The 21,289-nt window shown below is 68.1% G+C and carries 23 protein-coding genes; 17 read left to right on the forward strand and 6 right to left on the reverse strand.

Annotated features, from left to right (window positions below; translation table 11 throughout):
- The first annotated feature begins 55 nt into the window (after positions 1–55).
- The 3 genes from ACMVO5_RS12665 to ACMVO5_RS12675 are packed head-to-tail and all read left to right on the forward strand — an operon-like array spanning position 56 to position 1,789.
- Entirely contained in the window at positions 56–667 is a 612-nt protein-coding gene (locus ACMVO5_RS12665; RefSeq protein ID WP_416907852.1) for an SCO family protein, read from the forward strand.
- Positions 657–1,094 (forward strand): YcgN family cysteine cluster protein, encoded by a 438-nt coding sequence (locus ACMVO5_RS12670; RefSeq protein WP_416907853.1) that lies wholly within the window; start codon positions 657–659, stop codon positions 1,092–1,094. Before ACMVO5_RS12665 ends, ACMVO5_RS12670 begins: the two co-directional genes overlap by 11 nt.
- On the forward strand, positions 1,091–1,789 hold the full coding sequence (locus ACMVO5_RS12675) for a M48 family metallopeptidase (RefSeq protein WP_416907854.1): 699 nt from the start codon (positions 1,091–1,093) through the stop codon (positions 1,787–1,789). Before ACMVO5_RS12670 ends, ACMVO5_RS12675 begins: the two co-directional genes overlap by 4 nt.
- Here ACMVO5_RS12675 and ACMVO5_RS12680 read toward each other — a convergent pair.
- Positions 1,786–2,283 carry an SH3 domain-containing protein gene (locus tag ACMVO5_RS12680; protein WP_416907855.1) on the reverse strand — a complete coding sequence of 166 codons (498 nt, stop codon included), beginning with the start codon at positions 2,281–2,283 and terminating at the stop codon, positions 1,786–1,788. The two genes, ACMVO5_RS12675 and ACMVO5_RS12680, sit on opposite strands and share 4 nt — an antisense overlap.
- A gap of 47 nt (positions 2,284–2,330) precedes the next feature.
- On the opposite strand from ACMVO5_RS12680, the gene ACMVO5_RS12685 reads away from it, so the two are divergent.
- From ACMVO5_RS12685 to ACMVO5_RS12695, 3 genes are all read left to right on the forward strand, one after another.
- Positions 2,331–3,332 carry a 2-hydroxyacid dehydrogenase gene (locus ACMVO5_RS12685; RefSeq protein ID WP_416907856.1) on the forward strand — a complete coding sequence of 334 codons (1,002 nt, stop codon included), beginning with the start codon at positions 2,331–2,333 and terminating at the stop codon, positions 3,330–3,332.
- 324 nt (positions 3,333–3,656) lie between these two features.
- Positions 3,657–4,664, forward strand: a complete 1,008-nt coding sequence (locus tag ACMVO5_RS12690; RefSeq protein WP_416907857.1) for a zinc-dependent alcohol dehydrogenase family protein — start codon at positions 3,657–3,659, stop codon at positions 4,662–4,664.
- A 216-nt stretch (positions 4,665–4,880) separates the two neighbouring features.
- Positions 4,881–5,447, forward strand: coding sequence for a hypothetical protein (locus ACMVO5_RS12695; protein WP_416907859.1), 567 nt, complete (start codon positions 4,881–4,883; stop codon positions 5,445–5,447).
- On the opposite strand, the gene ACMVO5_RS12700 is transcribed toward ACMVO5_RS12695, so the two are convergent.
- The gene (locus ACMVO5_RS12700) at positions 5,372–6,583 is read right to left on the reverse strand and encodes a toxic anion resistance protein (RefSeq protein ID WP_416907860.1); all 1,212 of its coding nucleotides are present in this window, start codon (positions 6,581–6,583) and stop codon (positions 5,372–5,374) included. The two genes, ACMVO5_RS12695 and ACMVO5_RS12700, sit on opposite strands and share 76 nt — an antisense overlap.
- A gap of 62 nt (positions 6,584–6,645) precedes the next feature.
- Positions 6,646–7,272, reverse strand: coding sequence for a YceI family protein (locus ACMVO5_RS12705; protein ID WP_416907861.1), 627 nt, complete (start codon positions 7,270–7,272; stop codon positions 6,646–6,648).
- Positions 7,273–7,537: 265 nt separating this feature from the next.
- Between ACMVO5_RS12705 and ACMVO5_RS12710 the strand changes: the two genes are divergently transcribed.
- The 6 genes from ACMVO5_RS12710 (at position 7,538) to ACMVO5_RS12735 (ending at position 12,477) form a co-directional block, all read left to right on the forward strand.
- Positions 7,538–9,088 carry a 2-isopropylmalate synthase gene (locus tag ACMVO5_RS12710; RefSeq protein ID WP_416907862.1) on the forward strand — a complete coding sequence of 517 codons (1,551 nt, stop codon included), beginning with the start codon at positions 7,538–7,540 and terminating at the stop codon, positions 9,086–9,088.
- 54 nt (positions 9,089–9,142) lie between these two features.
- On the forward strand, positions 9,143–10,660 hold the full coding sequence (locus tag ACMVO5_RS12715) for an amidase (RefSeq protein WP_416907863.1): 1,518 nt from the start codon (positions 9,143–9,145) through the stop codon (positions 10,658–10,660).
- A gap of 122 nt (positions 10,661–10,782) precedes the next feature.
- Positions 10,783–11,250: a 30S ribosomal protein S6 gene (rpsF, locus tag ACMVO5_RS12720; RefSeq protein ID WP_416907864.1), complete on the forward strand. Its 468-nt coding sequence runs from the start codon at positions 10,783–10,785 to the stop codon at positions 11,248–11,250.
- Between the two features lie 11 nt (positions 11,251–11,261).
- Entirely contained in the window at positions 11,262–11,486 is a 225-nt protein-coding gene (gene rpsR, locus ACMVO5_RS12725) for a 30S ribosomal protein S18 (protein WP_416907865.1), read from the forward strand.
- Positions 11,487–11,496: 10 nt separating this feature from the next.
- Positions 11,497–12,111, forward strand: coding sequence for a 50S ribosomal protein L9 (gene rplI, locus ACMVO5_RS12730; protein WP_416907866.1), 615 nt, complete (start codon positions 11,497–11,499; stop codon positions 12,109–12,111).
- A 96-nt stretch (positions 12,112–12,207) separates the two neighbouring features.
- Complete coding sequence (locus ACMVO5_RS12735) at positions 12,208–12,477, forward strand: DUF3297 family protein (RefSeq protein ID WP_416907867.1); 270 nt, start codon at positions 12,208–12,210, stop codon at positions 12,475–12,477.
- A 246-nt stretch (positions 12,478–12,723) separates the two neighbouring features.
- On the opposite strand, the gene ACMVO5_RS12740 is transcribed toward ACMVO5_RS12735, so the two are convergent.
- Positions 12,724–13,830, reverse strand: a complete 1,107-nt coding sequence (locus ACMVO5_RS12740; protein WP_416907868.1) for an endonuclease/exonuclease/phosphatase family protein — start codon at positions 13,828–13,830, stop codon at positions 12,724–12,726.
- A 63-nt stretch (positions 13,831–13,893) separates the two neighbouring features.
- Positions 13,894–14,394 (reverse strand): GNAT family N-acetyltransferase, encoded by a 501-nt coding sequence (locus ACMVO5_RS12745; protein WP_416907869.1) that lies wholly within the window; start codon positions 14,392–14,394, stop codon positions 13,894–13,896.
- A gap of 45 nt (positions 14,395–14,439) precedes the next feature.
- Here ACMVO5_RS12745 and ACMVO5_RS12750 point away from each other — a divergent pair, with 45 nt between their 5' ends.
- The 5 genes from ACMVO5_RS12750 to ACMVO5_RS12770 all read left to right on the forward strand — a co-directional run bounded on the left by ACMVO5_RS12750 (position 14,440) and on the right by ACMVO5_RS12770 (position 19,408).
- Positions 14,440–15,729 carry a replication-associated recombination protein A gene (locus ACMVO5_RS12750; RefSeq protein ID WP_416907870.1) on the forward strand — a complete coding sequence of 430 codons (1,290 nt, stop codon included), beginning with the start codon at positions 14,440–14,442 and terminating at the stop codon, positions 15,727–15,729.
- On the forward strand, positions 15,726–16,535 hold the full coding sequence (locus ACMVO5_RS12755) for a hypothetical protein (RefSeq protein WP_416907871.1): 810 nt from the start codon (positions 15,726–15,728) through the stop codon (positions 16,533–16,535). The genes ACMVO5_RS12750 and ACMVO5_RS12755 overlap by 4 nt, the downstream gene beginning before the upstream one ends.
- Positions 16,536–16,574: 39 nt before the next feature.
- Positions 16,575–16,955, forward strand: coding sequence for a fluoride efflux transporter FluC (locus ACMVO5_RS12760; protein ID WP_416907872.1), 381 nt, complete (start codon positions 16,575–16,577; stop codon positions 16,953–16,955).
- Positions 16,955–18,007, forward strand: a complete 1,053-nt coding sequence (locus tag ACMVO5_RS12765; protein WP_416907873.1) for an RluA family pseudouridine synthase — start codon at positions 16,955–16,957, stop codon at positions 18,005–18,007. Before ACMVO5_RS12760 ends, ACMVO5_RS12765 begins: the two co-directional genes overlap by 1 nt.
- A 357-nt stretch (positions 18,008–18,364) precedes the next feature.
- Entirely contained in the window at positions 18,365–19,408 is a 1,044-nt protein-coding gene (locus ACMVO5_RS12770) for a tyrosine-protein phosphatase (protein ID WP_416907874.1), read from the forward strand.
- Positions 19,409–19,659: 251 nt separating this feature from the next.
- Here ACMVO5_RS12770 and ACMVO5_RS12775 read toward each other — a convergent pair whose 3' ends face one another.
- The gene (locus tag ACMVO5_RS12775; protein WP_416907875.1) at positions 19,660–21,234 is read right to left on the reverse strand and encodes a cisplatin damage response ATP-dependent DNA ligase; all 1,575 of its coding nucleotides are present in this window, start codon (positions 21,232–21,234) and stop codon (positions 19,660–19,662) included.
- Between the last annotated feature and the right edge of the window lie 55 nt (positions 21,235–21,289).

Raw genomic sequence — 21,289 nt, forward strand, 5'->3', positions numbered from 1 at the left:
ATTGCCGGGACTGTTGGGCAGGACATAGCCTTGGACGAACGGGATGAACAGGGTGATGAAGCGGATCCGGATTGCAGCGCTGGTGCTGGCGGTGGCGCTGGCGGGGTGGCTGGGCTGGCAGCAGTTTGCTGTGGTGCGGGCGCCCGAGGGCAATCTGGCGGGGAGCACGCTGGGCGGCGAGTTTGCGCTGGTGGACCAGGACGGGCAGCCGCGCACGGCGGCGGATTTCAAGGGCCAGTGGCGGCTGATGTATTTTGGCTATACTTTTTGCCCGGACGTGTGCCCGACCGACATGGCGGTGCTCGGGCAGGCGCTGCGGCAGTTTGAGGACGCGGACGGGACACGGGCGGCGAAGGTGACGCCGATATTCGTGAGCGTGGACCCGCGGCGGGACACGCCGGAGGCGATCCGGCCCTTTGTGAAGGCGTTTCATCCGCGCTTTGTCGGGCTGACGGGGGATGAGGACGCTGTGGCGGACGCGATGAAGCGCTACGGGATTTATGCGCGGCGAGTGGACACGCGCGAGAGCACGGCGGACGCCGATTATCTGGTCGATCATTTTGCCGTCTATTATCTGTTTGGCCCCAAGGGCGAGCCGGTGGCCTTTGTGCCGCATGGCAGCGGGGTGGAGGCGGTCAGGGGCATGCTGGAGACGTATGTCCGCTAGTCCGTTCTGGGAGACGGTGCCGCTCGCGAAGATGAGCCGGGCGCAGTGGGAGAGCCTGTGCGATGGCTGCGGGCGCTGCTGTGTGCACAAGCTGGAGGATGACGAGACCGGCGAGATCTTTCAGACCAATGTCGCCTGCCGGCTGCTGGATGTGAAGACCGGGCGGTGCGGGGATTATGCCAACCGGAAGGCGCAGGTGCCCGAATGTGTGCGGCTGACCCCGGCGCGGCTGGAGGAGATTGGCTGGCTGCCGGACAGCTGCGCCTATTTGCGGGTCTATCGCGGGCAGGGGCTGGCGGACTGGCATCCGCTGATTTCGGGCGACCCGGAGAGCGTGAAGCGGGCGGGGATTTCGGTGGCGGGGCGGGTGATCTCGGAGACCCATGCAGGCGAGCTTGAGAACCATATCGTCGAGGGGGAGTTTTGAGGCTGCCGGCGACGGTTGTGGTGGGCGAGCGGGTGTTGCCGCTGGTGGTGCGGCGTTACCGGGCGGCGCAGGGCGTGAAGATGCGGGCCTGTGCGGTGTCGGGAAGCGTGCGGCTGAGCCTGCCGGCGCGGGGCGGCGAGGCGCAAGCGCTGGCGCTGCTGGAGAGCCATGCCGGCTGGCTGGCGGCGCAGGTGGCGCGCTGGCCTGCGGCGGTGCGGCTTGTGCCGGGCGCGTGGGTGCCGTTTGAGGGCGGCGAATTGCTCATTGACTGGGAGGCGGCGCGCCCGGTGCGGGTGGTGCGGACCGGCGACCGGCTGGTGCTGGGCGGGCCGGAGGTGGCGGTGGGGGACCGGGTGAAGCGCTGGCTGATGCCCGAGGCGCGGGCACGGCTGGAGCCGGAGACGGTGCGGCTGGCAGCGGCGGTGGGGCGGACGGGGGTGGCGGTGCGGCTGGGCGACCCCAAGGGGCGCTGGGGGAGCTGCAACAAGGCGAGCGGGCGGATCAACTATTCGTGGCGGCTGGTGATGGCACCGCCGGAGGTTTTGCGGTCGGTGGTGGCGCATGAGGTGGCGCATCTGGTGCACGCCGACCATGGGCGCGACTTCTGGGCGCTGGTGGGGCGGCTGGACAGCCATGCGGGGCCAAGCAAGCGCTGGCTGGCGCAGCATGGGCGCGCCCTGCAGCTGGTCAGCTAGTCGGCGATCCGCTCCTTGGGGTAGGTGCCCCAGAGATGGGCGCGGGGGATGAAGCCGGAGCGGCCCTCGTTGGTGACGCGGCACCAGACGTCTTCGCACAGCGTGATGTTGAGGATGGTGCCGGGCGCGACGCGCCAGGCGATGCGCGAGCCGGTGTTGGGGCTGACGTAGAGCAGCCGCTCCTCATTCTTGATGTAGCCGGTGCGCACGCCGGTGAGCAGCGACTTGTTCATCCAGCCGGTGGTGCCGTCGGGATCGCGGACTTCGCGCCAGATGCCATACTCACGGATGATTTCGAGCGGCAGGCCGCGGCGGCGATATTCCCAGAGGATGGGGAATCGGGTGCTGTCTGGCCCGGCGCGCATCATGGCGAGGTTGGAGCGCAGCGAGACGAAGCGGGGGACGGGGAGATCTGTGGTGCCGTCGGCGCGTTCGGCCGCAGCAGCGGGGCTGGTGAACAGGGCGGCGGTGAGCGCGAAGATGAGGGGCTTCATGCGTGCTGTCTTGACGCACGCGGGCGGCGGGGGCAAGCCTCTGGGACATGGCGCCTCCTTCAAAACCCCGTCCCAAGGTCATCGTCACGCGGCGGCTGCCGCAGCCGGTGGAGACGCGGATGGCGGAGCTGTTTGATGTCGAGCTGAACCTTGATGATGCGCCGATGGATGCGGCCGCACTTGCGGCGGCGGCGGCGCGCTGTGATGTGCTGGTGCCGACGGTGACCGACCATGTGGATGCGGCGGTGATCGAGGCCGGGGCGAAGGGCGGGCGGCTGAAGCTCCTGGCCAATTTCGGGGTGGGGGTGGACCATATCGATATGGCGGCGGCGCGGGCGCACCGGATTGCGCTGACCAATACGCCCGGCGTGCTGACCGACGACACCGCCGACATGGTGATGGCGCTGATCTTGTCGGTGCCGCGGCGGCTGGCGGAGGGCGAGAAGCTGGTGCGCGCTGGCGCCTGGGCGGGCTGGTCGCCCACGGGGATGCTGGGCCACCGGATCACCGGCAAGCGGCTGGGGATTGTCGGGATGGGGCGGATTGGCCGGGCGGTGGCGGCGCGCGCCCGGGCCTTTGGCCTGACGGTGCATTATCACAACCGGCACCGGCTGCCCGAGGACATCGAGGCCGAGCTGGAAGCGACCTGGTGGGAAAATCTGGACGCGATGCTGGGGCGGGTGGATTTCATCACCTTGAATTGCCCGCACACGCCCGAGACGCATCATCTGATCGATGCACGGCGCTTCGGGCTGATGCAGCGCAACGCCTATCTGATCAACGCCGCGCGCGGCGAGATTGTGGACGAGGGCGCGCTGTGCGAGGCGCTGGCGGCGGGCCGGATTGCCGGCGCCGGGCTCGATGTGTTCGAGCGCGAGCCGCTTGTGGACCCGCGCCTGCTCGACCTGCCGGGCGTGGTGCTGCTGCCGCACATGGGCTCGGCGACCTTTGAGGGCCGGCAGGCGATGGGCGAGAAGGTGATCGCCAATATCCGGGTCTGGGCGGATGGGCATCGGCCGCCCGATCTGGTGTTGCAGGAGTGGGTCTAGCCAAGGCGGCGCGCGATAGCGGAGCTATCGCAAGACTTGCCGCAGGCTCGGCCGGGCGGGCGGCGAACGAAGTTCGCTGAACCGCTTCGACGTCAGGACGCGGCTTTGCCGCGGCCCCTTTGCGCCGCGCGGCTGAGAGCAAGCGAAGCTTGCGAGCAGACTCGCGCGGGGCTCGGCCAGCGAGGCAGGCAGCGAAGCTGACTGAACTCGTCTGACGTCAGGACGCGGCTTTGCCGCGGCCCTCCAGCGGCCCTCTCCCGAACACCAGTCGACACCGCCCCCACGGCCGCTACTGTCGCCCAACAAACAGGGGAGACACCGACCATGAAAGCCATGCGCCTGCGCCATCCGGCCAGCCCGGACAATCTTAAGCTGGAGGACATGGCCGACGCGCCTGCGCCGGGCCCCGGCGAGATCAAGGTGCGCATTCGGGCTTCGAGCCTGAATTACCATGATTTCCTTGTCGTGATGGGCAGCCTGCCGACGCCTGACGGGCGGATTCCGATGTCGGACGGGGCGGGCGAGGTTGTGGCGGTGGGCGCGGGCGTGACCGAGTTCAAGGTGGGTGACCGGGTGGTGTCGGTGTTCTTTCCGGCGTGGCTCGATGGCAAGCCGTCGGCGGCGGGCTTTGCCAGCGTGCCGGGGGACGGGGCGGACGGCTTTGCGGCGGAAGAAGTGACCGCGCCGGTGACGAGCTTCACCCATGTGCCGGCGGGCTATGACCATGCGGAGGCGGCGACGCTGACCTGCGCCGGGCTGACGGCGTGGCGGGCGCTGATGGTGGAGGGGCAGTTGCAGCCCGGCCAGACGGTGCTGGTGCAGGGCACGGGCGGGGTGTCGGTGTTTGCGCTGCAATTTGCCAAGGCCTGCGGGGCGACGGTGATTGCCACCTCATCTTCGGATGCGAAGCTGGCGAAGATGACGGCGCTCGGGGCCGACCATGTGATCAACTACAAGGCGACGCCGGACTGGGCGAAGGCGGTGCTGGCGCTGACCGGCGGGCGCGGGGTGGACCATATTGTCGAGATTGGCGGGGCGGGAACGCTGCCGCAGTCGATCACGGCGGTGGCAGTGGGCGGGCATATCTCGCTGATTGGTGTGCTGGCGGGTTTTTCGGGCGAGGTGCCGACGATGATGCTGATGGCCAAGCAGGTGCGGCTGATCGGGATAACGGTGGGCACGCGGCGGCAGCAGCAGGACATGATCCGCGCCATTGAGGCCAATGGGATCAAGCCGGTGATCGACCGGACCTTTGCCATGGCGGAGCTGGGCGAGGCCTTCAAATATCAGGCGAGTGCGGCGCATTTCGGCAAGATCTGCGTGAGCCTTTAAGCGCCGGTCTTGAGGTCGTTTTCGCCGTAGCGGGTTTCGAGGAAGCGGCCCTGAAATCTTGAGGGCGTCGCGGTCGGCCTCGGAGAGTTTGGCGGACGCGCGGGCGAGTTCGCGTTCAACGAGCGCGAGGCCGGAGACGAGGGTGGCTTCAAGGCCGGGGTCGGCGCTGCGCTGGGCGGCGGGCACGCGGGTGTAACGCTCGATAAGGCCGGGCAGGTGCTTCTTGAGCAGGCGGTCGAGATCCTGCGTCACGTCATTCTCGGTCTGGATCTGGGCGAGCTGGGTTTCGAGCGTGGCGAGCTGGAGGCCGATGGCGTCGATCTGCGGGCCGGCGGCGGCGGGGAGCTCGCGGCGGCGGGCATGGAGCCAGGTATCGGTGACGGTGGGCAGTGCTGCGAGCGGCGCGGCGTCCATATCCTGCGCGGCGGCGGCCTGGGGATCGAGGACCAGGGCGGCGGCGATGGCGAGCGCGCCGGCCAGCACCAGCAGGACCAGCGCGCTGGTGCCGATGGGGCCGATGATGAGGCCGTAGACGATGGGCGCGAGGATGAGGGTGGCGGCGACCATGAGGGCGCGGCGGACCCGGCGGCTGAGGCTGGCCTGTTGCCGGGCGCGGGCGCGGGCGCGGGCACGCGCTGCGGCCTCGCCGCGGGCGAGGCGGGCGAGCCTGTCTTCGTTGCGGGCAAGGACGGTGTCGGGATCGGCCATCAGACGGCTTCGAAGGGCGAGGTTTCGGGCTTGGTGAGCTGGGCCTGCGCTTGTCCTTCGGCGCGGGCGATATAGGCGCGGCTCTTGTCGATTTCGCCGGAGAGGGTTTCGACGGTGGTCTTCATCGAATCGAGCGCCTTCAGCTTGAAGCTGTCGACGGCGTCCATGGTCTCATAGATGTTCTGGAAGGCGCGTTGCAGCGTTTCGAGCGGGATGGTGCTGGAGGCGGCCTGTTCATGGATGCGCGCGGTGTTGGTCTTGAGGAGCTCGCCGGTCTTGTCGATGATGCCGGCGGTGGTGGTGTTGAGCGCGGTGATCTGTTCGAGGACGAGCTTCTGGTTGCTCATGGCTTCGGCGACGGTGACGGCGGTGCGGAGCGCGGCGACCGTGGTGGTGCTGGCGCGGTCGACGCCCTTCATCAGCTCGATGTTGTTTTTCTTGACCAGATCAAGCGCCAGATAGCCCTGGACGCTGACGGCCAGCTGGGTGAGCAGGTCCTGCGTGCGCTGGCGGGTCTGGAACAGGGCGGTCTCGCGGATGGCGCGGGATTTGGCGGGGTCGGTGGTTTCAAGCTCGAGGGCCTTTTCCTCGAGGCGGGCGTCGAGGGTTTTCGAGACATGGACCATCTGTTCGAGGCGGCCCATGGCCTCCCAGAGCTTGGCGCGCTCCTGATCGATGGCGGCATTGTCCATGAGGAGTTCGTCCTTGCCGTCCTTGAGGCGGGACAGGATGGCCTGGATGTTGGTCTGGGCGGACTTGTAGCTGTCGAAATAGCTGCGCAGGCGGCTGCCGCCAAAGGGGATGAGGCCGAACAGCTTCTTGCGGCTGGTGAGGTCGCCCTTGCCGGAGGGATCAAGGTCTTCGATGGTGCGGCGAAGTGCTGTGAGGTCGGTGCCGATGCCGGTGTCCTTGTCGATGGCGCGGGTGGGGCGGTCGAGGAAGCGGTTGGACTGGCCGGCGGCGGCGGCGATTTCCTTGGCGCCGAGATTGGTGAGGGCATCGACCTTTTTGCCGAATTCGGGGCTGGCGGCGTCGGTGGCGACGAGCGCTTCGACAAAGCTGTCTACCTTTTCATCGAGCGCGCTGATCTGCTCGGGCTTGAGGGGCACGAGGCCGGCGGCCTTGGCGGGCGCGACGGCGGCGACCGCGACAGGCGGCTCAAGGGTAAGCGGCGCTTCGGGCGTGAGCTTGGTTTCAGTGCTGCTGGCCATGGGCGGCTCCTGTTGCGAGGCTGGTCCTCATGTTGTCGGGGAGGGGGGCGGGTTCAAGAGGCTCATTTCTGGAAGGCGGCGATGATATCGAGCGTGACGTCGTCGGAGACGAAGGGCACGGCGGTGGCGATGCCGAAATCGCTGCGGCGCAGCGTTGCGGTGGCGCGGAAGCCGATGTTCTCCTTTCCGCCCATTGTGGCGGGCATGGTGCCGGCGCCGTAGAGCCGGGCTTGCAGGGTGACGGGCTTGGTGATGCCATTGAGGGTGAAATCGCCGGTGATGGTGGCGGCGTTGGCGGTGGTGCGGACGCTGGTGGAGACGAAGCGGGCCGGCGCGGGGGCGGGGCCGAAGAAGTCTGGCTTGCCGCCATCCTTACCGGGGCGCAGCAGATGGGCGGTGAGGCCGGCGCTGGCGGTGGTGACCTTGGCGACGGGGATGGTGATGTCGAGGCGCGCGGCATCAGGCGCCTCGGGATCGAGCATCAGCGTGCCGGTGACGTCGCCGAAGATGCCGGTGTAGGGGGTGATGCCGAAATGATCGACTTCGAAGCGGACCAGCGTGTGGTCGGAATCGACGGAGTAGGTGCCGCCGCTGACGGCGGCCGGATCGGGGCTGCCGGGCAGGGTCTGGGCGGCGGCCGGCAGGGCGGCGAGCAATGTTGCGGCGATGAAGGCGTTGCGGATGATCATGGGGGCTCCTGCTGTATTGGCGGGACTATACACGTCATTTGTTGCAGCGACACGGCCCGTCTGCAACCGGTGTTGATGCGTCGGGGTCTTTTCTTTTTGCGCCTGTGGGCTTATGTGCAGAGCCATGATGACCCGGTCTCTCCTTCTGCAACTTACGCGCCTCCGGGCGCGCTGACGGCGCTGTGCCCGGCCGGGCGGCAGCGCGCCGCGGCCGGAGGGTGATACGATCCCAGACGCAACATCATGACATGACAGGGTTATCCTCATGAACACGCAGACAAACGACCATATACGTATTTTTGACACGACGTTGCGGGACGGCGAGCAGTCGCCGGGCTGCTCGATGAACCTCGAAGAGAAATTGAAGGTGGCCCATCAGCTCGAGGCGCTGGGGGTGGATGTGATCGAGGCGGGGTTCGCCATTGCATCCGAGGGCGATTTCGAGGCGGTGCAGGCGGTGGCCGGCCAGTGCGAGCGGGCGATCGTGGCCAGCCTCGCGCGCGCGGCGCAGGCCGACATCGACCGCGCCTGGGCGGCGGTGAAGGGGGCGCGAGCCCCGCGCATTCACACCTTTATCGCGACCTCGCCGCTGCATATGCGGGCCAAGCTGAACAAGACGCCCGAGGAGGTGTTGGAGGCGATTGCCTTTTCGGTGGGGCATGCGCGCAATTTGTGCGGCGATGTGGAATGGTCGGCCGAGGATGCGACGCGCTCGGACCCGGACTTTCTGTGCCGGGCGGTGGAGGCGGCGATCAAGGCCGGGGCGACGACGATCAACCTGCCTGACACGGTGGGCTATGCGACGCCGGAGACCTATGGCGCGATGTTTGCGCAAGTGATTTCGCGGGTGCCGGATGCCGACAAGGCGATCTTCTCGACGCATTGCCACAATGATCTGGGACTGGCGGTGGCCAATACGCTGGCGGCCGTGATGGCGGGCGCGCGGCAGGTGGAAGCGACGATCAACGGCATCGGCGAGCGGGCCGGCAATGCGGCGGTGGAGGAAATCGCCATGGCGATTCGCGTGCGCCATGATGTGTTGCCGGTGAAGACCGGGATCGTGACCACCGAGATCACCCGCGCGTCGCGGCTGGTGAGCGGCATCACGGGCATGGCGGTGCAGGCGAACAAGGCGATTGTGGGGGCCAATGCCTTTGCCCATGAGAGCGGCATTCACCAGGACGGGATGCTGAAGGACAGCAGCACCTATGAGATCATGACCCCCGAGAGCGTGGGGCAGGGGGCGACCAACCTCGTGCTGGGCAAGCATTCGGGCCGCGCGGCGTTTCGGCAGAAGCTGGCCGAGATGGGCTATGTGCTGTCGGACAATGAGTTTGCCGATGCCTTCAAGCGGTTCAAGGATCTGGCGGACGCCAAGAAGCAGGTGTTTGACGAGGACATTGTCGCGCTGGTCGATGACGAGGTGCTGCGCGGGCATGACCGGATCCGGGTGATCGAGGTAGAGGTCTATGCCGGCTCGAACGGGCCGCAGCGGGCGATACTGACGCTGGAGATTGATGGCAAGGAGGCGACGGCGGCGGTGCGCGGCAACGGGCCGGTGGATGCGCTGTTCAATGCCATCAGGAAGCTGGTGCCGCATGAGGATGCGGTGTTGCAGCTCTACCAGGTGCATGCGGTGACGGCGGGGACCGATGCGCAGGCCGAGGTGAGCGTGGTGCTGGCCGAGCATGGCCGCACGACGCGCGGCACCGGCGCGCACACTGACACGCTGGTGGCGAGCGCGCGGGCCTATGTGAATGCACTCAACAAGCTGATCGTGAAGCGCGGGCGCAGCGCGCTTTCGGCGAGCGCCTGATTTTGGCTTTTGGCGGGGAGGTGAGAGCCTCCCCGCTTTTTCATGGGGGCTGTGATGCGGGCATTGGTTTTGGCGCTGTTGTTGGCGAGCGCGGCTCAGGCGCAGCCTGTCGGGCCGGCGGAGGCCAATGTGGCGGCGGCGCTGGCGCGGATCGAGGCGGTGAACGGCGAGGTCAATGCGGTGTTGGCGCTGACGCCGGACATTTTGGCCGAGGCGCGCGCGATGGATCGGCGGCGGATGGCGAGAGGGCCGCTTTATGGGCTGCCGGTGCTGGTGAAGGACAATATCGAGACGCGCGAGCTGCCGACGACGGCGGGCAGTCTGGCATTGAAGGACAACAGGACCGGGCGCGATGCGCCGCTGGTGGCGCGGCTCAGGGCGGCGGGTGCCGTGATTTTGGGCAAGACCAATCTATCGGAATGGGCGAATTTTCGCGGGGACACGTCGATTTCGGGGTGGAGCGGGCTGGGCGGGCAGGTGCGCAATCCGCATGCGCTTGACCGGACGCCGTGTGGCTCATCGTCGGGCTCGGGGGCGGCGGTGGCGGCCGGGATGGTGACGGCGGCGATTGGCACCGAGACCGATGGCTCGGTGGTGTGTCCCGCGAGCATCAACGGGATTGTCGGCTTCAAGCCGAGTGTGGGGCTGGTGAGCCGGACGCATGTCGTGCCGATCAGCGCCAGCCAGGACACGGCCGGGCCGATGACGCGCGATGTGCGCACGGCGGCGATACTGATGAACGCGATGGCGGGTAGCGACCAGGCGGACCCGGCGACGGTGGAGGCGGATGCGCGGGCCGTTGATTATGTGGCCGGTCTGCGCGCCGATGCGCTGAAGGGGGCAAGGATCGCGGTGCTGCGCTCGGCGACCGGCTGGCTGGCGCCGGTGGACCTTGTGTTTGAAGAGGCGCTGGCGGTGCTCAGGGCGCAAGGGGCGGTGCTGGTGGATGTCGAGGCGCCTGAAGGGCGCGCGGCGATGGGCGAGGCCGAATACAAGGTGCTGCTGAGCGAATTCAAGGCCGGGCTGAACGCCTATCTGGCCTCGACGCCAGCGGCGGTGCCGGTGCGGACGCTGGCCGAGGCGATAGCCTTCAACGAGGCGAATGCGGCGCGTGAACTGGGGCTGTTCGGGCAGGAGACGTTCATCGCGGCCGAAGCGACCAAGGGGCTGGACGACCCGGAATATCTGGAGGCGCGGGCGACCAGCCTGTGGCTGGCCGGGGCCGACGGCATCGATGCGATGCTGAAGGCGGCGGATGCGGTGGTATTGGTGGCGCCGACGGTTTCACCGGCGTGGATGATCGATGCGGTGATCGGCGATCAGAGCCCGGGGCGGGGCGGGCCGACGGGCTATGCAGCGATTGCCGGCTATCCGCATCTGACCGTGCCGATGGGGCGGGTGAAGGGGCTGCCGCTGGGGCTGAGCTTTGTGGGCACCAAGTGGGACGATGCGCGGGTGCTGGCGCTGGGCTATGGCTATGAGCAGGCGTCAAAGGCGTTTGTGGACGCACCGCTGCGCGCCAGTGTGGAGGGTGACCCGGCGGTAGCGCCGTTGCTGGCACCTGTTCGTTAGGACTTGCCATTTGGGGGCGGGTGCTTCATAGGCCGCGCTCCCTTGGGCTTGGCCCGGGGATGAAGCAAGCCGGAGGGGCGTCCGCATGGGGCGGCGTCAGCGATCGGTACAGGAGATAGCGCATGCCGTTTTACGAGCATGTCTTCCTCGCGCGTCAGGACCTTGCCCCGCAGCAGGTCGAAGCGCTGACGGAAGGCTTTACCAAGATCATCAGTGAAGGCGGTGGCCGCGTGGTCACCCAGGAATATTGGGGCCTGCGCACGCTGGCCTATCGGATCGCCAAGAACCGCAAGGCGCATTATGTGATGCTGGTGCTCGACACGCCGCCCGCAGCGCTTGTGGAAATGGAGCGCAATGTGGGTTTGAGCGAAGACATCGTCCGCTCGATGACCGTGCGCATCGATGAGCTGCCGACCGAGCCGAGCGCCATGCTGCGCCGGGGCGAGCGCGAAGGCGGCCGCGAGGGTGGCCGCGAGGGTGGTCGTGATGGCGGCCGTGATGGCGGCCGGGACCGTGATGGTGGCCGGGATGGTGGCCGCGATGGTGGTCGGGCGCCGCGCGGCGACCGTGCGCCGCGTGAAATGGCCTGAGGAGAGCAGAGATGGGACGTCCGTTTTTCCGCCGCCGCAAGAGCTGCCCCTTTTCCGGCGCTGGCGCGCCCGCCATCGATTACAAGGATGTGCGGCTGCTGCAGGGCTTTGTGTCCGAGCGCGGCAAGATCGTGCCGGCACGCATCACCGCCGTTTCCGGCAAGAAGCAGCGCGAACTGGCCAAGGCCATCAAGCGCGCGCGCCATCTGGGCCTGCTGCCCTATCTGGTGAAGTGAGGAGCAGACGATGGATGTGATTCTGCTGGAACGCGTGGAAAAGCTTGGTGCCATCGGTGACGTGGTCACCGTCAAGCCCGGCTTTGCCCGCAACTATCTGCTGCCGCGCGGCAAGGCGCTGCGCGCCACCGAAGGCAACCGCAAGAAGTTTGAGGCCGACCGCGCGCGGATCGAAGCCGAGAACGCCAAGCGCCGCGATATCGCCCGCTCGGACGCCAAGGACATGGACGGCGTGACCGTCGTGATGATCCGCCAGGCCTCGAGCTCGGGCCAGCTCTATGGCTCGGCCGCCGCGCGCGACCTCGCTGAAGCGCTGACCAGCGGCGGCCACAAGGTGAGCCGCAGCCAGATCGTGCTCGACGCGCCGATCAAGGCGCTGGGGCTGCACAAGGTCAAGGTGGCACTGCACCCCGAAGTGATCATCACCGTCACCGTCAACGTCGCACGCTCGGCCGAAGAAGCCGAACTGCAGGCCAAGGGTGTCGATGTGACCGCCGACAAGTTCGAACGCGACGAAGCCGGCTTCACCGAAGAGTTCGACGCCAGCGCCGAACCGGGCATTCCGGCCGAAGCGCCAGCCGCAGCGCCGGCCGCCGAAGACGAAACGCCCGCCGAAGACGCCTGAGGCGCCCTTCAGGGACAGGCGATGGCCGCGCATCCATGACGGGTGCGTGGCCATTCGCTTGTTGACGCCCCAAGCTGGCTCCGCCAGTGAAAGCGCATGACCGAGACACCCGAAACCACCCCCGACACGCCGTCCGACACGCCGCCCGACCGGCTCTCGGCCTCGCCGCGCAGCCCGCACTACGCCCCCGACCTGCTCGAACGCGGGGTGGGCATCATGTTCAACGGCACGGAAAAAACCAACGTCGACGAATATTGCGTGTCAGAAGGCTGGATCAAAGTGGTCGCCGGCAACGCCCGCGACCGCTTCGGCAACCCGCTGACAATCAAGCTCAAGGGTGACGTAAAGCCGTTTTTCAAATCCTGAGGGCTGGGTTTGGAGTTTAGTAGGGCCTCCGGCGGCTGGGGCCTTGGGCCCCAGACCCCATTTGTTGTTTTGGGGCAAGGCTTGCGAGGGCAGCGACGGCGCGTAGCGCATTTATAGCCTGCGGCGCTGGGCTTGGGGGGAACGGACTCGCTTAGGCCCCGGATCAGGTCCGGGGCGACGGGAACTTTTAGGGCGGTTCCACTTATGGGGTCTGGGGCCTGAGGCCCCAGCCGCCGGAGGCCCTCTTCAAAGATTGATGTCGGCCCAGATGGCGGCGTGGTCGGAGGCGGCGTCTTCGGGGCGGGTGAGTTCGGGGTAGGCGGGCCAGCGCTGGGCGCGGATGCCGGGCCACATGCCTTTGCGGCAGACGCCGCCGCTGGTCATTTTGGCGAAGAGGGCCGGGGAGAGGAGCATGTAGTCGATTTTCTTGCCGTCGCTGCAATTGTCGTAGGTGCCGGGGTAGCCGCCGTTGTCGAAGGCGGGGTGGGTGAAGACATCGGCGAGGTCGGTATCCTGCACAAGCGGGGCGAGGGGTGCGCTGTCGGGGGTGTCGTTGAGGTCTCCCATGATGGCGACATGGGTTTCGCCGGCGGCGGTGAGTTCGGCGTAGATGGCGGCGACGCGGGCGGCCTGGGCGCGGCGCCGGGCGTTGGAGGCGGCCATGCCGCCATAGCCTTTTGACTTGAAGTGGTTGACCAGCACCATGAGGCGGTTGCCGGCCGGGGTGGTGATTTCGAACTGGGGGCAATCGCGCGAGAAGATTGGCTGGCCGTTGGCGTCGGTATCATCGACGCGGCTCTGCATCTGGCCGATGGGGAAGCCGGCCTTGCTGACCAGCCCGACGTCGATGCCGCGTTCGTCATTGCCGTCGATGAGCATGACGTGGCGGAAGGCTGTGCCGCCGATGGCGGGGAGGATCTGGCGGTTGAAGGCGGCGAGCACGGGGCGGTTGTCGGCCTCGACGATGCCGAGCACATCGGCGCCGAGATCGGCGATGACGCGGGCGGTGTTGCGCATGGCGTGTTCGTTGATGGGCGCGCGGCGCAGTTCGAGGCTGCCGACCCAGTCGGCGCGGCCGCTGGCGGTGATTTCGAGGCCGCCGGCGCGGGGGCGGCGGACCAGCCCGCCGCGGTTGCGGCGCAGGATGGCGAAGGGGCCGGTGTCGGAGCGGGTGAGGCCGAGCGCCTGCATGAGGGCGACCATGCGGGGCTTGTCGGTATAGGCGGGCTGGCCGAGCAGGCGCGACAGTTCGGCGAAGTCGCTGAGCACGGGCTCGCCTTCGGCCCATGTGTCATGGCTCATGGCGCGGGGCCGGTCGAACAGGTTTTCTACGTTGTAGACGGCCAGCCGCATGACGAATCTCCCCTTGGAATGGCGAGTTTAGGTGAGGTCGATTGCGGATTTGCGAATGGCGGTTCAGGGGAGCGGGCGTTCGAGGATGATGAGGTGGATGGGCCTTGTGGTGGGGCCGGCGCTTTCGGGCATGGGGCGGGTTTCGCCATTGGGAGTGTAGCCGCGGCGCTGGTACCAGGCGATGAGTTCGTGGCGGACGTTGATGACGCTCATTTCGATGGTGGCGGCGTGCATGTGGGTGTGGGCGTGGGCGTGGGCGGCGTCGAGCATGATGCGCCCGAGGCCTTTGGACTGGTGGGCGGGATCGACGGCGAGCTGGCCGAGATAGGCGCGGGCCTGGCCGAGGTTGGTGATTTGCACGGTGGCCAGCGCGCCTTCGTGGAGGAGGAGGACGGTGTCGGGGTCGGTGAGCTGGGCGGTGAGGGCTTGGGTGGTGGTGCGGGTGCCGGAGAGGAGATGGGCTTCGTTGGTCCAGCCCTCGCGCGCCGTGTCGCCGCGGTAGGCGCGTTCGATGAGGGCGTGGAGAGGTGCGAGGTCGGCCAGCGTGGCGGGGCGGATGGTCATGGGCTGGGTTTTGGCATTGTCGGGGGCAGGGCGCTAGATGGGGGGGTGAGCGATTTGTTCGGGTCTGATTCGGGGGGCGGCGCGCCGCTGGCGGAGCGGCTGCGGCCGCGTGCTTTGGGCGAGGTGTTGGGGCAGGCGCATCTGACCGGGGCGGACGGGGTGATTGGCCGGATGGTGGCGAGCGGGCGGCTTTCGAGCCTGATCCTTTGGGGGCCGCCCGGGACGGGGAAGACGAGCATTGCGCGGCTGCTGGCGGATGCGGTGGGGCTGCGCTTCGAGAGCATTTCGGCGGTGTTTGCGGGTGTGGCCGATCTGAAGGCGATTTTTGCGCGCGCACGGGCGGACGGGCGGCGGACGCTGTTGTTTGTGGACGAAATTCACCGCTTCAACCGGGCGCAGCAGGACGGGCTGCTGGGCGTGGTTGAGGAGGGTGTGGTGACGCTGGTGGGGGCGACGACCGAGAACCCGAGCTTTGCGTTGAATGCGGCGCTGCTGTCACGCGCGCAGGTGCTGGTGGTGCGGCGGCTGGATGAGGATGCGCTGCAGGGGCTGCTGGCGCGGGTGGAGGAGGAGACGGGCGCGGCACTGCCGCTGGACGAAGGGGCGCGGGCGGCGCTTTTGGCGGGGGCGGACGGGGACGGGCGGTTTCTCCTGGGGCAGGTGGAGACGCTGCTGGCCGCCGGTGTGGAGGGCGCTTTGGATGCGGGCGGGCTGGCGGCGCTGCTGCAGCGGCGGATGCCGGTGTATGACCGGGCGGGGGACGGGCATTATGGGTTGATCTCGGCGCTGCACAAGGCGCTCAGGGGGTCGGACGCGGATGCGGCGGTCTATTGGCTGGCGCGGATGCTGGAGGCGGGCGAGGAGCCGCTTTATCTGGCGCGGCGGATGGTGCGCTTTGCCAGCGAGGACATTGGCCTGGCGGACCCGCAGGCGCTGGTGCAGGCGCTGGCGGCGGTGCAGGCCTTTCAGCTGCTCGGATCGCCGGAGGGGGAGTTGGCGCTGGTGCAGGCGTGTCTGTATCTGGCGACCGCGCCCAAATCGAACGCGGCTTATGGGGCGGAGAAGGCGGCGCGCAAGGCGGCGCGGGAGACGGGATCGCTGGTGCCGCCGCCGCATATCCTGAATGCGCCGACGAAGCTGATGCGCGAGATGGGGCGGGGCGCGGGCTATGAATATGACCATGACGCGCCGGACGGCTTTTCGGGCGCGGATTATTGGCCGGAGGGGATGGGCGCGCGGCGGCTTTATGAACCGAGCCCACGCGGGCTGGAGGCGCGGCTTGGTGAGCGGATGGCGGAATGGGCGCGCCGGCGCGCGGAGAAGAAGGCGCGGTGAGGTTTTCGCGCTTTGTAGGGATCGACTGGTCGGGCGCGCGCGGGGTGCGCCATGCCAGTGTGCAGGTGGCGATGTGTGCGGCGAAGGGGCCGGTGCGGCTGGTGGTGCCGCCGGGCGGTGTGTGGTCGAGAACGGGCGTGCTGGACTGGCTGGGCGGCTTTAGCGGCGATGTGCTGGTGGGGATGGACGCGGGCTTTGGCTTTGCCGCCGTGCCGCCCTTTCTGGGGCCGGCGCGGGACCTTTGGGCCGAGGTGGATGCGGTGTGCGCGGGCGAGCCGGACCTGGGAGGCCATGGCTTTGTGGCGCACCGGCGCGAGGCCTTCTGGATGGGGGCGGCAGACGGACCGCGGGCTGCGCGGGCGCATCTCAGAGTGTGTGAGCGGCTCTATGCCGAGCGCCGGCTGGGGGTGCCGACCTCCAATTTCGTGCTGCTGGGGGCGAGCCAGGTGGGCAAGGCGTCGCTCTCGGCGATGCGGCTGCTCAACCGGCTGGGGTGGGCGGTCTGGCCCTTTGATCCGTTGCCGCGCTCTGGCCCGGTGATTGCCGAGATTTATTGCCAGGCCTTTGGCCGGATGGCGGGGGTGCGGGGGAAGATGCGGAACCGCGATGTGCTGGCGGGCGCGATGCGGCATTTCGGGGCCGAGGTGCCGGATGGGCTGGGGCCGACCTTTGCCGACCATGTGGGCGATGCGCTGGTGACGGCGGCGGGGTTGCGGGCGATTGCCGGGCAGTCGCACTGGTGGGCGCCTGAAGCGATGACGCCGGAGATTGCGGTGCGCGAGGGCTGGACCTTCGGCATTGCGTGAATTGTGGCGATTGCCGCGGGCTTGGGCTAGGGCAGGGGGATGACTGCGCTTTCTGCCTTGCCGCCGGTGTTGCTCGTTGCCCTTGGCGGCGGCGTGGGCGCGGGCCTGCGCTATGCGCTGGGGCATTGGGCGATGGGGGTGTTTGGCCCGGGCTTTCCCTGGGGGACGTGGATCATCAACCTTGGCGGCTCGTTTCTGCTCGGGCTGCTGATGGCGCGCTGGGGCGCGGAGAGCGAGGCGGCGCGGCTGCTGCTGGGCGTGGGGCTTTTGGGCGGCTTCACCACCTTTTCGAGCTTCAGCGTGGAGCTGGTGGCGATGGTGGGGCGCGGCGAGGCGATGATTGCGGCGGCCTATGCCGTCTCGTCGGTGGCGGGCGGGGTCATGGCGGCGTATCTCGGCATCATGCTGGGGCGCGGCTGATGGCCGAAGCGGTGATTACGGACGAGGATGACGGCATCCGCATCGACCGCTGGTTCAAGCGGCACCAGCCGGCGGTGAGCTTCAACATCGCCTCGCGCTGGGGGCGGACCGGGCAGCTGAGGCTCGACGGCGAAAAGGCCGGGCCGGGCGACCGGCTGGCCGCCGGGCAGACCTTGCGCTGGCCCGACGAGATGCCCGAACAGGCACCCCGGCCCGTCGTGCAGGCGCGCGCGCCGCTCTCGGACGAGCAGGTCGACTTCATGCGCAGCCTCGTCATCCATGAGGATGCGCACGCCATCGTGATCAACAAGCCGCCGGGGCTGGCGACGCAGGGCGGCACCGGCACCACCGTGCATGTGGACGGGATGCTCGATGCGCTCGCCGACGCGGCCGGCAAGCGGCCCAAGCTGGTGCACCGGCTCGACAAGGACACGTCAGGCGTGCTGCTGCTGGCGCGCACGCCGCGGGCAGCGGCGTGGTTTTCACGCGCCTTTGCCGGGCGCGACGCGAAAAAGACCTATTGGGCGCTGACCATCGGCGTGCCCAAACTTTATGAAGGCGAGATCGACGCGCCGCTGGCCAAGCAGCCCGGCACCGGCGGCGAAAAGATGTGCGTGGACGAGGCGGAAGGGCTGGCCGCACGCACCCGCTACCGCCTGATCGACAAGGCCGCCGGGCGCGCAGCCTGGGTGGAATTCATGCCGCTGACCGGGCGCACCCACCAGATCAGGGTCCACGCCGCCGCCATCGGCAACCCGCTGGTGGGCGACGCCAAATATGGCGGGCGCGACAGCTTCCTCACCGGCGGCGTCTCCCGCAAGCTGCACCTGCACGCGCGGCGCCTCGTCATCGACGGACCAGACGGCAAGATCGACGTGACCGCCGACCTGCCAGCGCACATGGCCGAAAGCTTCGCCCTGCTGGGCTTCGACCTGACGCTGGGCGAACCCGTGGAAGCCCCGCCGCCGCCACCCGCCAAGCCGAAGGCCCGGCGGCTGTCAGCCTCGACCAGCGGCAACCGGCGGGGGGAGCGGCGGTCTCGGGGGCGGTGAGGGGCTTTTTTGGGGGGTAGCAGGGGCCTCCGGCGGGCATTAATGGCCTCCGGCGGCTGGGGCCTTGGGCCCCAGACCCCATTTGTTGGGTTGGGATGCGCTTGGAGAGGGTAGCGCCTGCGCGAAGCGCATTTATAGCCTGCGGCGCTGGGCTTGGGGGGAAGGGACTTGCTTGGGCCCCGGATCAGGTCCGGGGCGACGGGGAGTTTTGCGCGGTTCCAACTATTGGGGTCTGGGGCCTGAGGCCCCAGCCGCCGGAGGCCCTTTTGCTGTCATGATTTTGACATGGAACTGCAATGGGAGGGACATTGACGGAGCCTATCTGCGAACGGTGGAAGTGATTTTGGGGAATCGGTGATGGTCCGGGCGTTGCTGGCGTTTTTGCTTTTCGTGGCGGCGGGGCCGGGGGTGGCTTTGCCTTCGGGCGTGGTGGAGCGGACGGGGGATCAGGTGGTGATCCGCTGGCAGGAGATGGACGGGCCGGTCAGGATTTCGATGTTGAAGCGGGCTGATGATGGGTCGGGCAAGGTTGTGGTCAAGGAGGCCGAGGGCGGCGAGGCGGCGGTGTTGGCGCCGGTGCGGCCGCGGCCTTATTTTCTGTTGCGCGATGCCAAGGGGCAGGAGCTGCGGCTGGGCGAGCGGCTGTTGCCGCTGGCGGGCGGCGTGAATTTTCGTGATCTGGGTGGCTATCGCGCGGCCGATGGCACGCCGGTGGCCTGGGGCAAGCTTTATCGCTCGGCGGTGATGAGCGGGCTGAGTGCGGCGGATTATCGTTATGTGGGCGAGCTGGGCATTGCCACCGTGTGTGACTTCCGTGCCAATGACGAGCGCATGCGCGAGCCGGTGAACTGGCCCAAGGATGTGAAGCCCAAGGTGCTGGTGCGCGATTATGCGCTCGACATGGGCGCGCTGGCGGCGATGTTTTCGGGCGGGCAGGTGACCGGCGAGACGACGCGCGCGGCGATGGCGACCTTCTACAAGGACCTGCCGTTTGAATTCGCGCCCCAGTATCGCGAGATGTTTGCCGAGCTGATCGAGCGTGACCGGCCGCTGGCCTTCAACTGCTCGGCCGGCAAGGACCGGACCGGCATGGCGGCGGCGCTCATTCTGACCGCGCTCGGCGTGCCGCGCGAAACGGTGATCGCCGACTATCTGCTCTCGAATGTGTACTACAAGCCCAAGCCGCCCAAGCCCGGCGCCAGCCCGGACCCGACGGCGCAGCTGCTCGCCCGCATGCCGGCCGAAGTGACCCAGGCGCTAATGGGCGTCGACCGCAGCTATATCGAAGCCAGCTTCGCCGCCATCGAGGCCAAGGGCGGGATGGACCGCTATATGCGCGAGGAGCTGGGGCTGGATGATGGCGACCTGAAGCGGCTGCGCGGGCGCTATCTGGGGCGCTGAGGGGTTTTTTTGGGGAAGTATGGGCCTCCGGCGGCTGGGGCCTTGGGCCCCAGACCCCATTCATTATTTTGGGACAAGAGTTGGACGGGCAGCGGCTGCGCGAAGCGCTTTGATAGCCTGCGGCGCTGGGCTTGGGGGGACGGGCGTTGCTTAGGCCCCGGATCAAGTCCGGGGCGACGGGGAATTATTGGGCGGTGTCATTGATGGGGTCTGGGGCCTGAGGCCCCAGCCGCCGGAGGCTCTTTCTGCCTCTAGTCCCTTGAGATCAGGGCCTGCAGCGTGGTGAGGGTGTCGGCCTCGACGGCGGGTTTGTCGGGGCGGAGGCGGTGGAAGCGGGGGAAGCGCATGGCGAGGCCGGATTTGTGGCGGCGGCTTTCGTGGATGCTGTCGAAGGCGACTTCGACGACATAGGTTTTTTCCAGTTCGCGGACCGGGCCGAAGCGGTTGGTGGTGTGGGTGCGGACCCATTTGTCGAGGTCCTTGAGTTCGGCGTCGGTGAAGCCGGAATAGGCTTTGCCGACGGGGAGCAGCTCGCCGGTGTCGGTCCAGGCGCCGAAGGTGAAGTCGGAGTAGAAGCTGGAGCGTTTGCCGTGGCCGCGCTCAGCGTAGAGGAGGACGCAGTCGGCGGTGAGCGGGTTTCGTTTCCATTTGTACCAGAGGCCGGTCTTGCGGCCGGGGACATAGGGGCTGTCGCGGCGTTTGAGCATCAGGCCTTCGATGGCCGAGGCGCGGGCGTGATCGCGGATCTGGGCGAGTGCTGGCCAGTCGGGGGCGTCGATGAGGGGGGAGAGATCGAAGCGGGCGGGGTCGAGGCGGGGGATGAGGGTTTCGAGCGCGGCGCGGCGCGCGTGCCATGGCTGGGGGCGGAGGTCGGTGTCGGCGATGGTGAGGGCGTCGTAGAGGCGGATGAAGGCGGGGGCTTCGGCGAGGAGTTTGGCGGTTGGGGCTTTGCGGCCAAGGCGCTGCTGGAGGGCGTTGAAGCTGGCTGCACCGGCTTGGGCGCTGCCGCGCACGAGCAGTTCACCGTCGAGGGTGGCGGGCGTGGGAAGGGGCGCGGCGACGTCGGGGAAGCTCATGGTGATGTCGTCGCCCGAGCGGCTGTAGAGGCGGGTCTGGCCGCCGGCGTGGACGAGCTGGACGCGGATGCCGTCCCATTTCCATTCGGCGGCGAAATCGGTGAGCGGCAGGCTTTCGGCGTCGAGCGGCTGGGCGAGCATGAAGGGGCGGAAGACGGGGAGATTTTGGGAGGACGGGGCTGCTGCGCGGCCTTCGGCCCAGGCGAAGAGCGGGGCGTAGGGTGGGGCGAGGCTGTGCCAGACTTCTTCGACCGCTTCGACATTGAGGTGGAAGGCCTGGGCGAGCGCGGTCTTGGCGAGGCGGGCGGAGACGCCGATGCGCAGCGCCCCGGTGGCGAGCTTGATGAGGGCGTAGCGGCCCTGGGGGTCGAGCGTGTCGAGCAGGTGGGCGACGGTGTCGGGGGCGGTGCTGCGGGTGAGGGCGGCGAGCTGGCTGACGACGCTATCGAGGCTGGGGGGCGGGGGTGGCGCGGTGTTGGGGCTGGGCCAGAGCAGCGAGATGGTTTCGGCCATGTCGCCGACGAAATCATGGCTCAGCGCAAAGAGGACGGGGTCGGTGCGGGTGGTGATGAGGGTCTTGAGCAGGCTGGGCTGGACGGCCCTGAGATCGAGCCCGCCGGTGAGGGCGGCGAGCGCCCAGCCGCGATCGGGATCGGGGGTGGTGCGCAGATAGTCGGCGACGAGGCGGAGCTTGGCGTTGCGGCTGCTGGTGTAGAGCAGGGCATCAAGAAGGGCGGCGAAGGCCTGCATGACCGGGGTCTAGCATTGTTACGAAAGTCTATCCATGCTGGGACTGCGGTGTTAT

It is taken from the genome of Polymorphobacter sp., from assembly GCF_048007885.1.
Taxonomy (GTDB): Bacteria; Pseudomonadota; Alphaproteobacteria; order Sphingomonadales; family Sphingomonadaceae; genus Sandarakinorhabdus.

What these genes read in the sequence shown, in the direction of transcription:
- ACMVO5_RS12665 (WP_416907852.1), top strand. Translation starts at nt 56, where the DNA reads ATGAAGCGGATCCGGATTGCAGCGCTGGTGCTGGCGGTGGCGCTGGCG.
- ACMVO5_RS12670 (WP_416907853.1), top strand. Translation starts at nt 657, where the DNA reads ATGTCCGCTAGTCCGTTCTGGGAGACGGTGCCGCTCGCGAAGATGAGC.
- ACMVO5_RS12680 (WP_416907855.1), bottom strand. Translation starts at nt 2,283, where the DNA reads ATGAAGCCCCTCATCTTCGCGCTCACCGCCGCCCTGTTCACCAGCCCC.
- ACMVO5_RS12685 (WP_416907856.1), top strand. Translation starts at nt 2,331, where the DNA reads ATGGCGCCTCCTTCAAAACCCCGTCCCAAGGTCATCGTCACGCGGCGG.
- ACMVO5_RS12690 (WP_416907857.1), top strand. Translation starts at nt 3,657, where the DNA reads ATGAAAGCCATGCGCCTGCGCCATCCGGCCAGCCCGGACAATCTTAAG.
- ACMVO5_RS12700 (WP_416907860.1), bottom strand. Translation starts at nt 6,583, where the DNA reads ATGGCCAGCAGCACTGAAACCAAGCTCACGCCCGAAGCGCCGCTTACC.
- ACMVO5_RS12705 (WP_416907861.1), bottom strand. Translation starts at nt 7,272, where the DNA reads ATGATCATCCGCAACGCCTTCATCGCCGCAACATTGCTCGCCGCCCTG.
- ACMVO5_RS12710 (WP_416907862.1), top strand. Translation starts at nt 7,538, where the DNA reads ATGAACACGCAGACAAACGACCATATACGTATTTTTGACACGACGTTG.
- ACMVO5_RS12715 (WP_416907863.1), top strand. Translation starts at nt 9,143, where the DNA reads ATGCGGGCATTGGTTTTGGCGCTGTTGTTGGCGAGCGCGGCTCAGGCG.
- rpsF (WP_416907864.1), top strand. Translation starts at nt 10,783, where the DNA reads ATGCCGTTTTACGAGCATGTCTTCCTCGCGCGTCAGGACCTTGCCCCG.
- rpsR (WP_416907865.1), top strand. Translation starts at nt 11,262, where the DNA reads ATGGGACGTCCGTTTTTCCGCCGCCGCAAGAGCTGCCCCTTTTCCGGC.
- rplI (WP_416907866.1), top strand. Translation starts at nt 11,497, where the DNA reads ATGGATGTGATTCTGCTGGAACGCGTGGAAAAGCTTGGTGCCATCGGT.
- ACMVO5_RS12735 (WP_416907867.1), top strand. Translation starts at nt 12,208, where the DNA reads ATGACCGAGACACCCGAAACCACCCCCGACACGCCGTCCGACACGCCG.
- ACMVO5_RS12740 (WP_416907868.1), bottom strand. Translation starts at nt 13,830, where the DNA reads ATGCGGCTGGCCGTCTACAACGTAGAAAACCTGTTCGACCGGCCCCGC.
- ACMVO5_RS12745 (WP_416907869.1), bottom strand. Translation starts at nt 14,394, where the DNA reads ATGACCATCCGCCCCGCCACGCTGGCCGACCTCGCACCTCTCCACGCC.
- ACMVO5_RS12760 (WP_416907872.1), top strand. Translation starts at nt 16,575, where the DNA reads ATGACTGCGCTTTCTGCCTTGCCGCCGGTGTTGCTCGTTGCCCTTGGC.
- ACMVO5_RS12765 (WP_416907873.1), top strand. Translation starts at nt 16,955, where the DNA reads ATGGCCGAAGCGGTGATTACGGACGAGGATGACGGCATCCGCATCGAC.
- ACMVO5_RS12770 (WP_416907874.1), top strand. Translation starts at nt 18,365, where the DNA reads ATGGTCCGGGCGTTGCTGGCGTTTTTGCTTTTCGTGGCGGCGGGGCCG.
- ACMVO5_RS12775 (WP_416907875.1), bottom strand. Translation starts at nt 21,234, where the DNA reads ATGCAGGCCTTCGCCGCCCTTCTTGATGCCCTGCTCTACACCAGCAGC.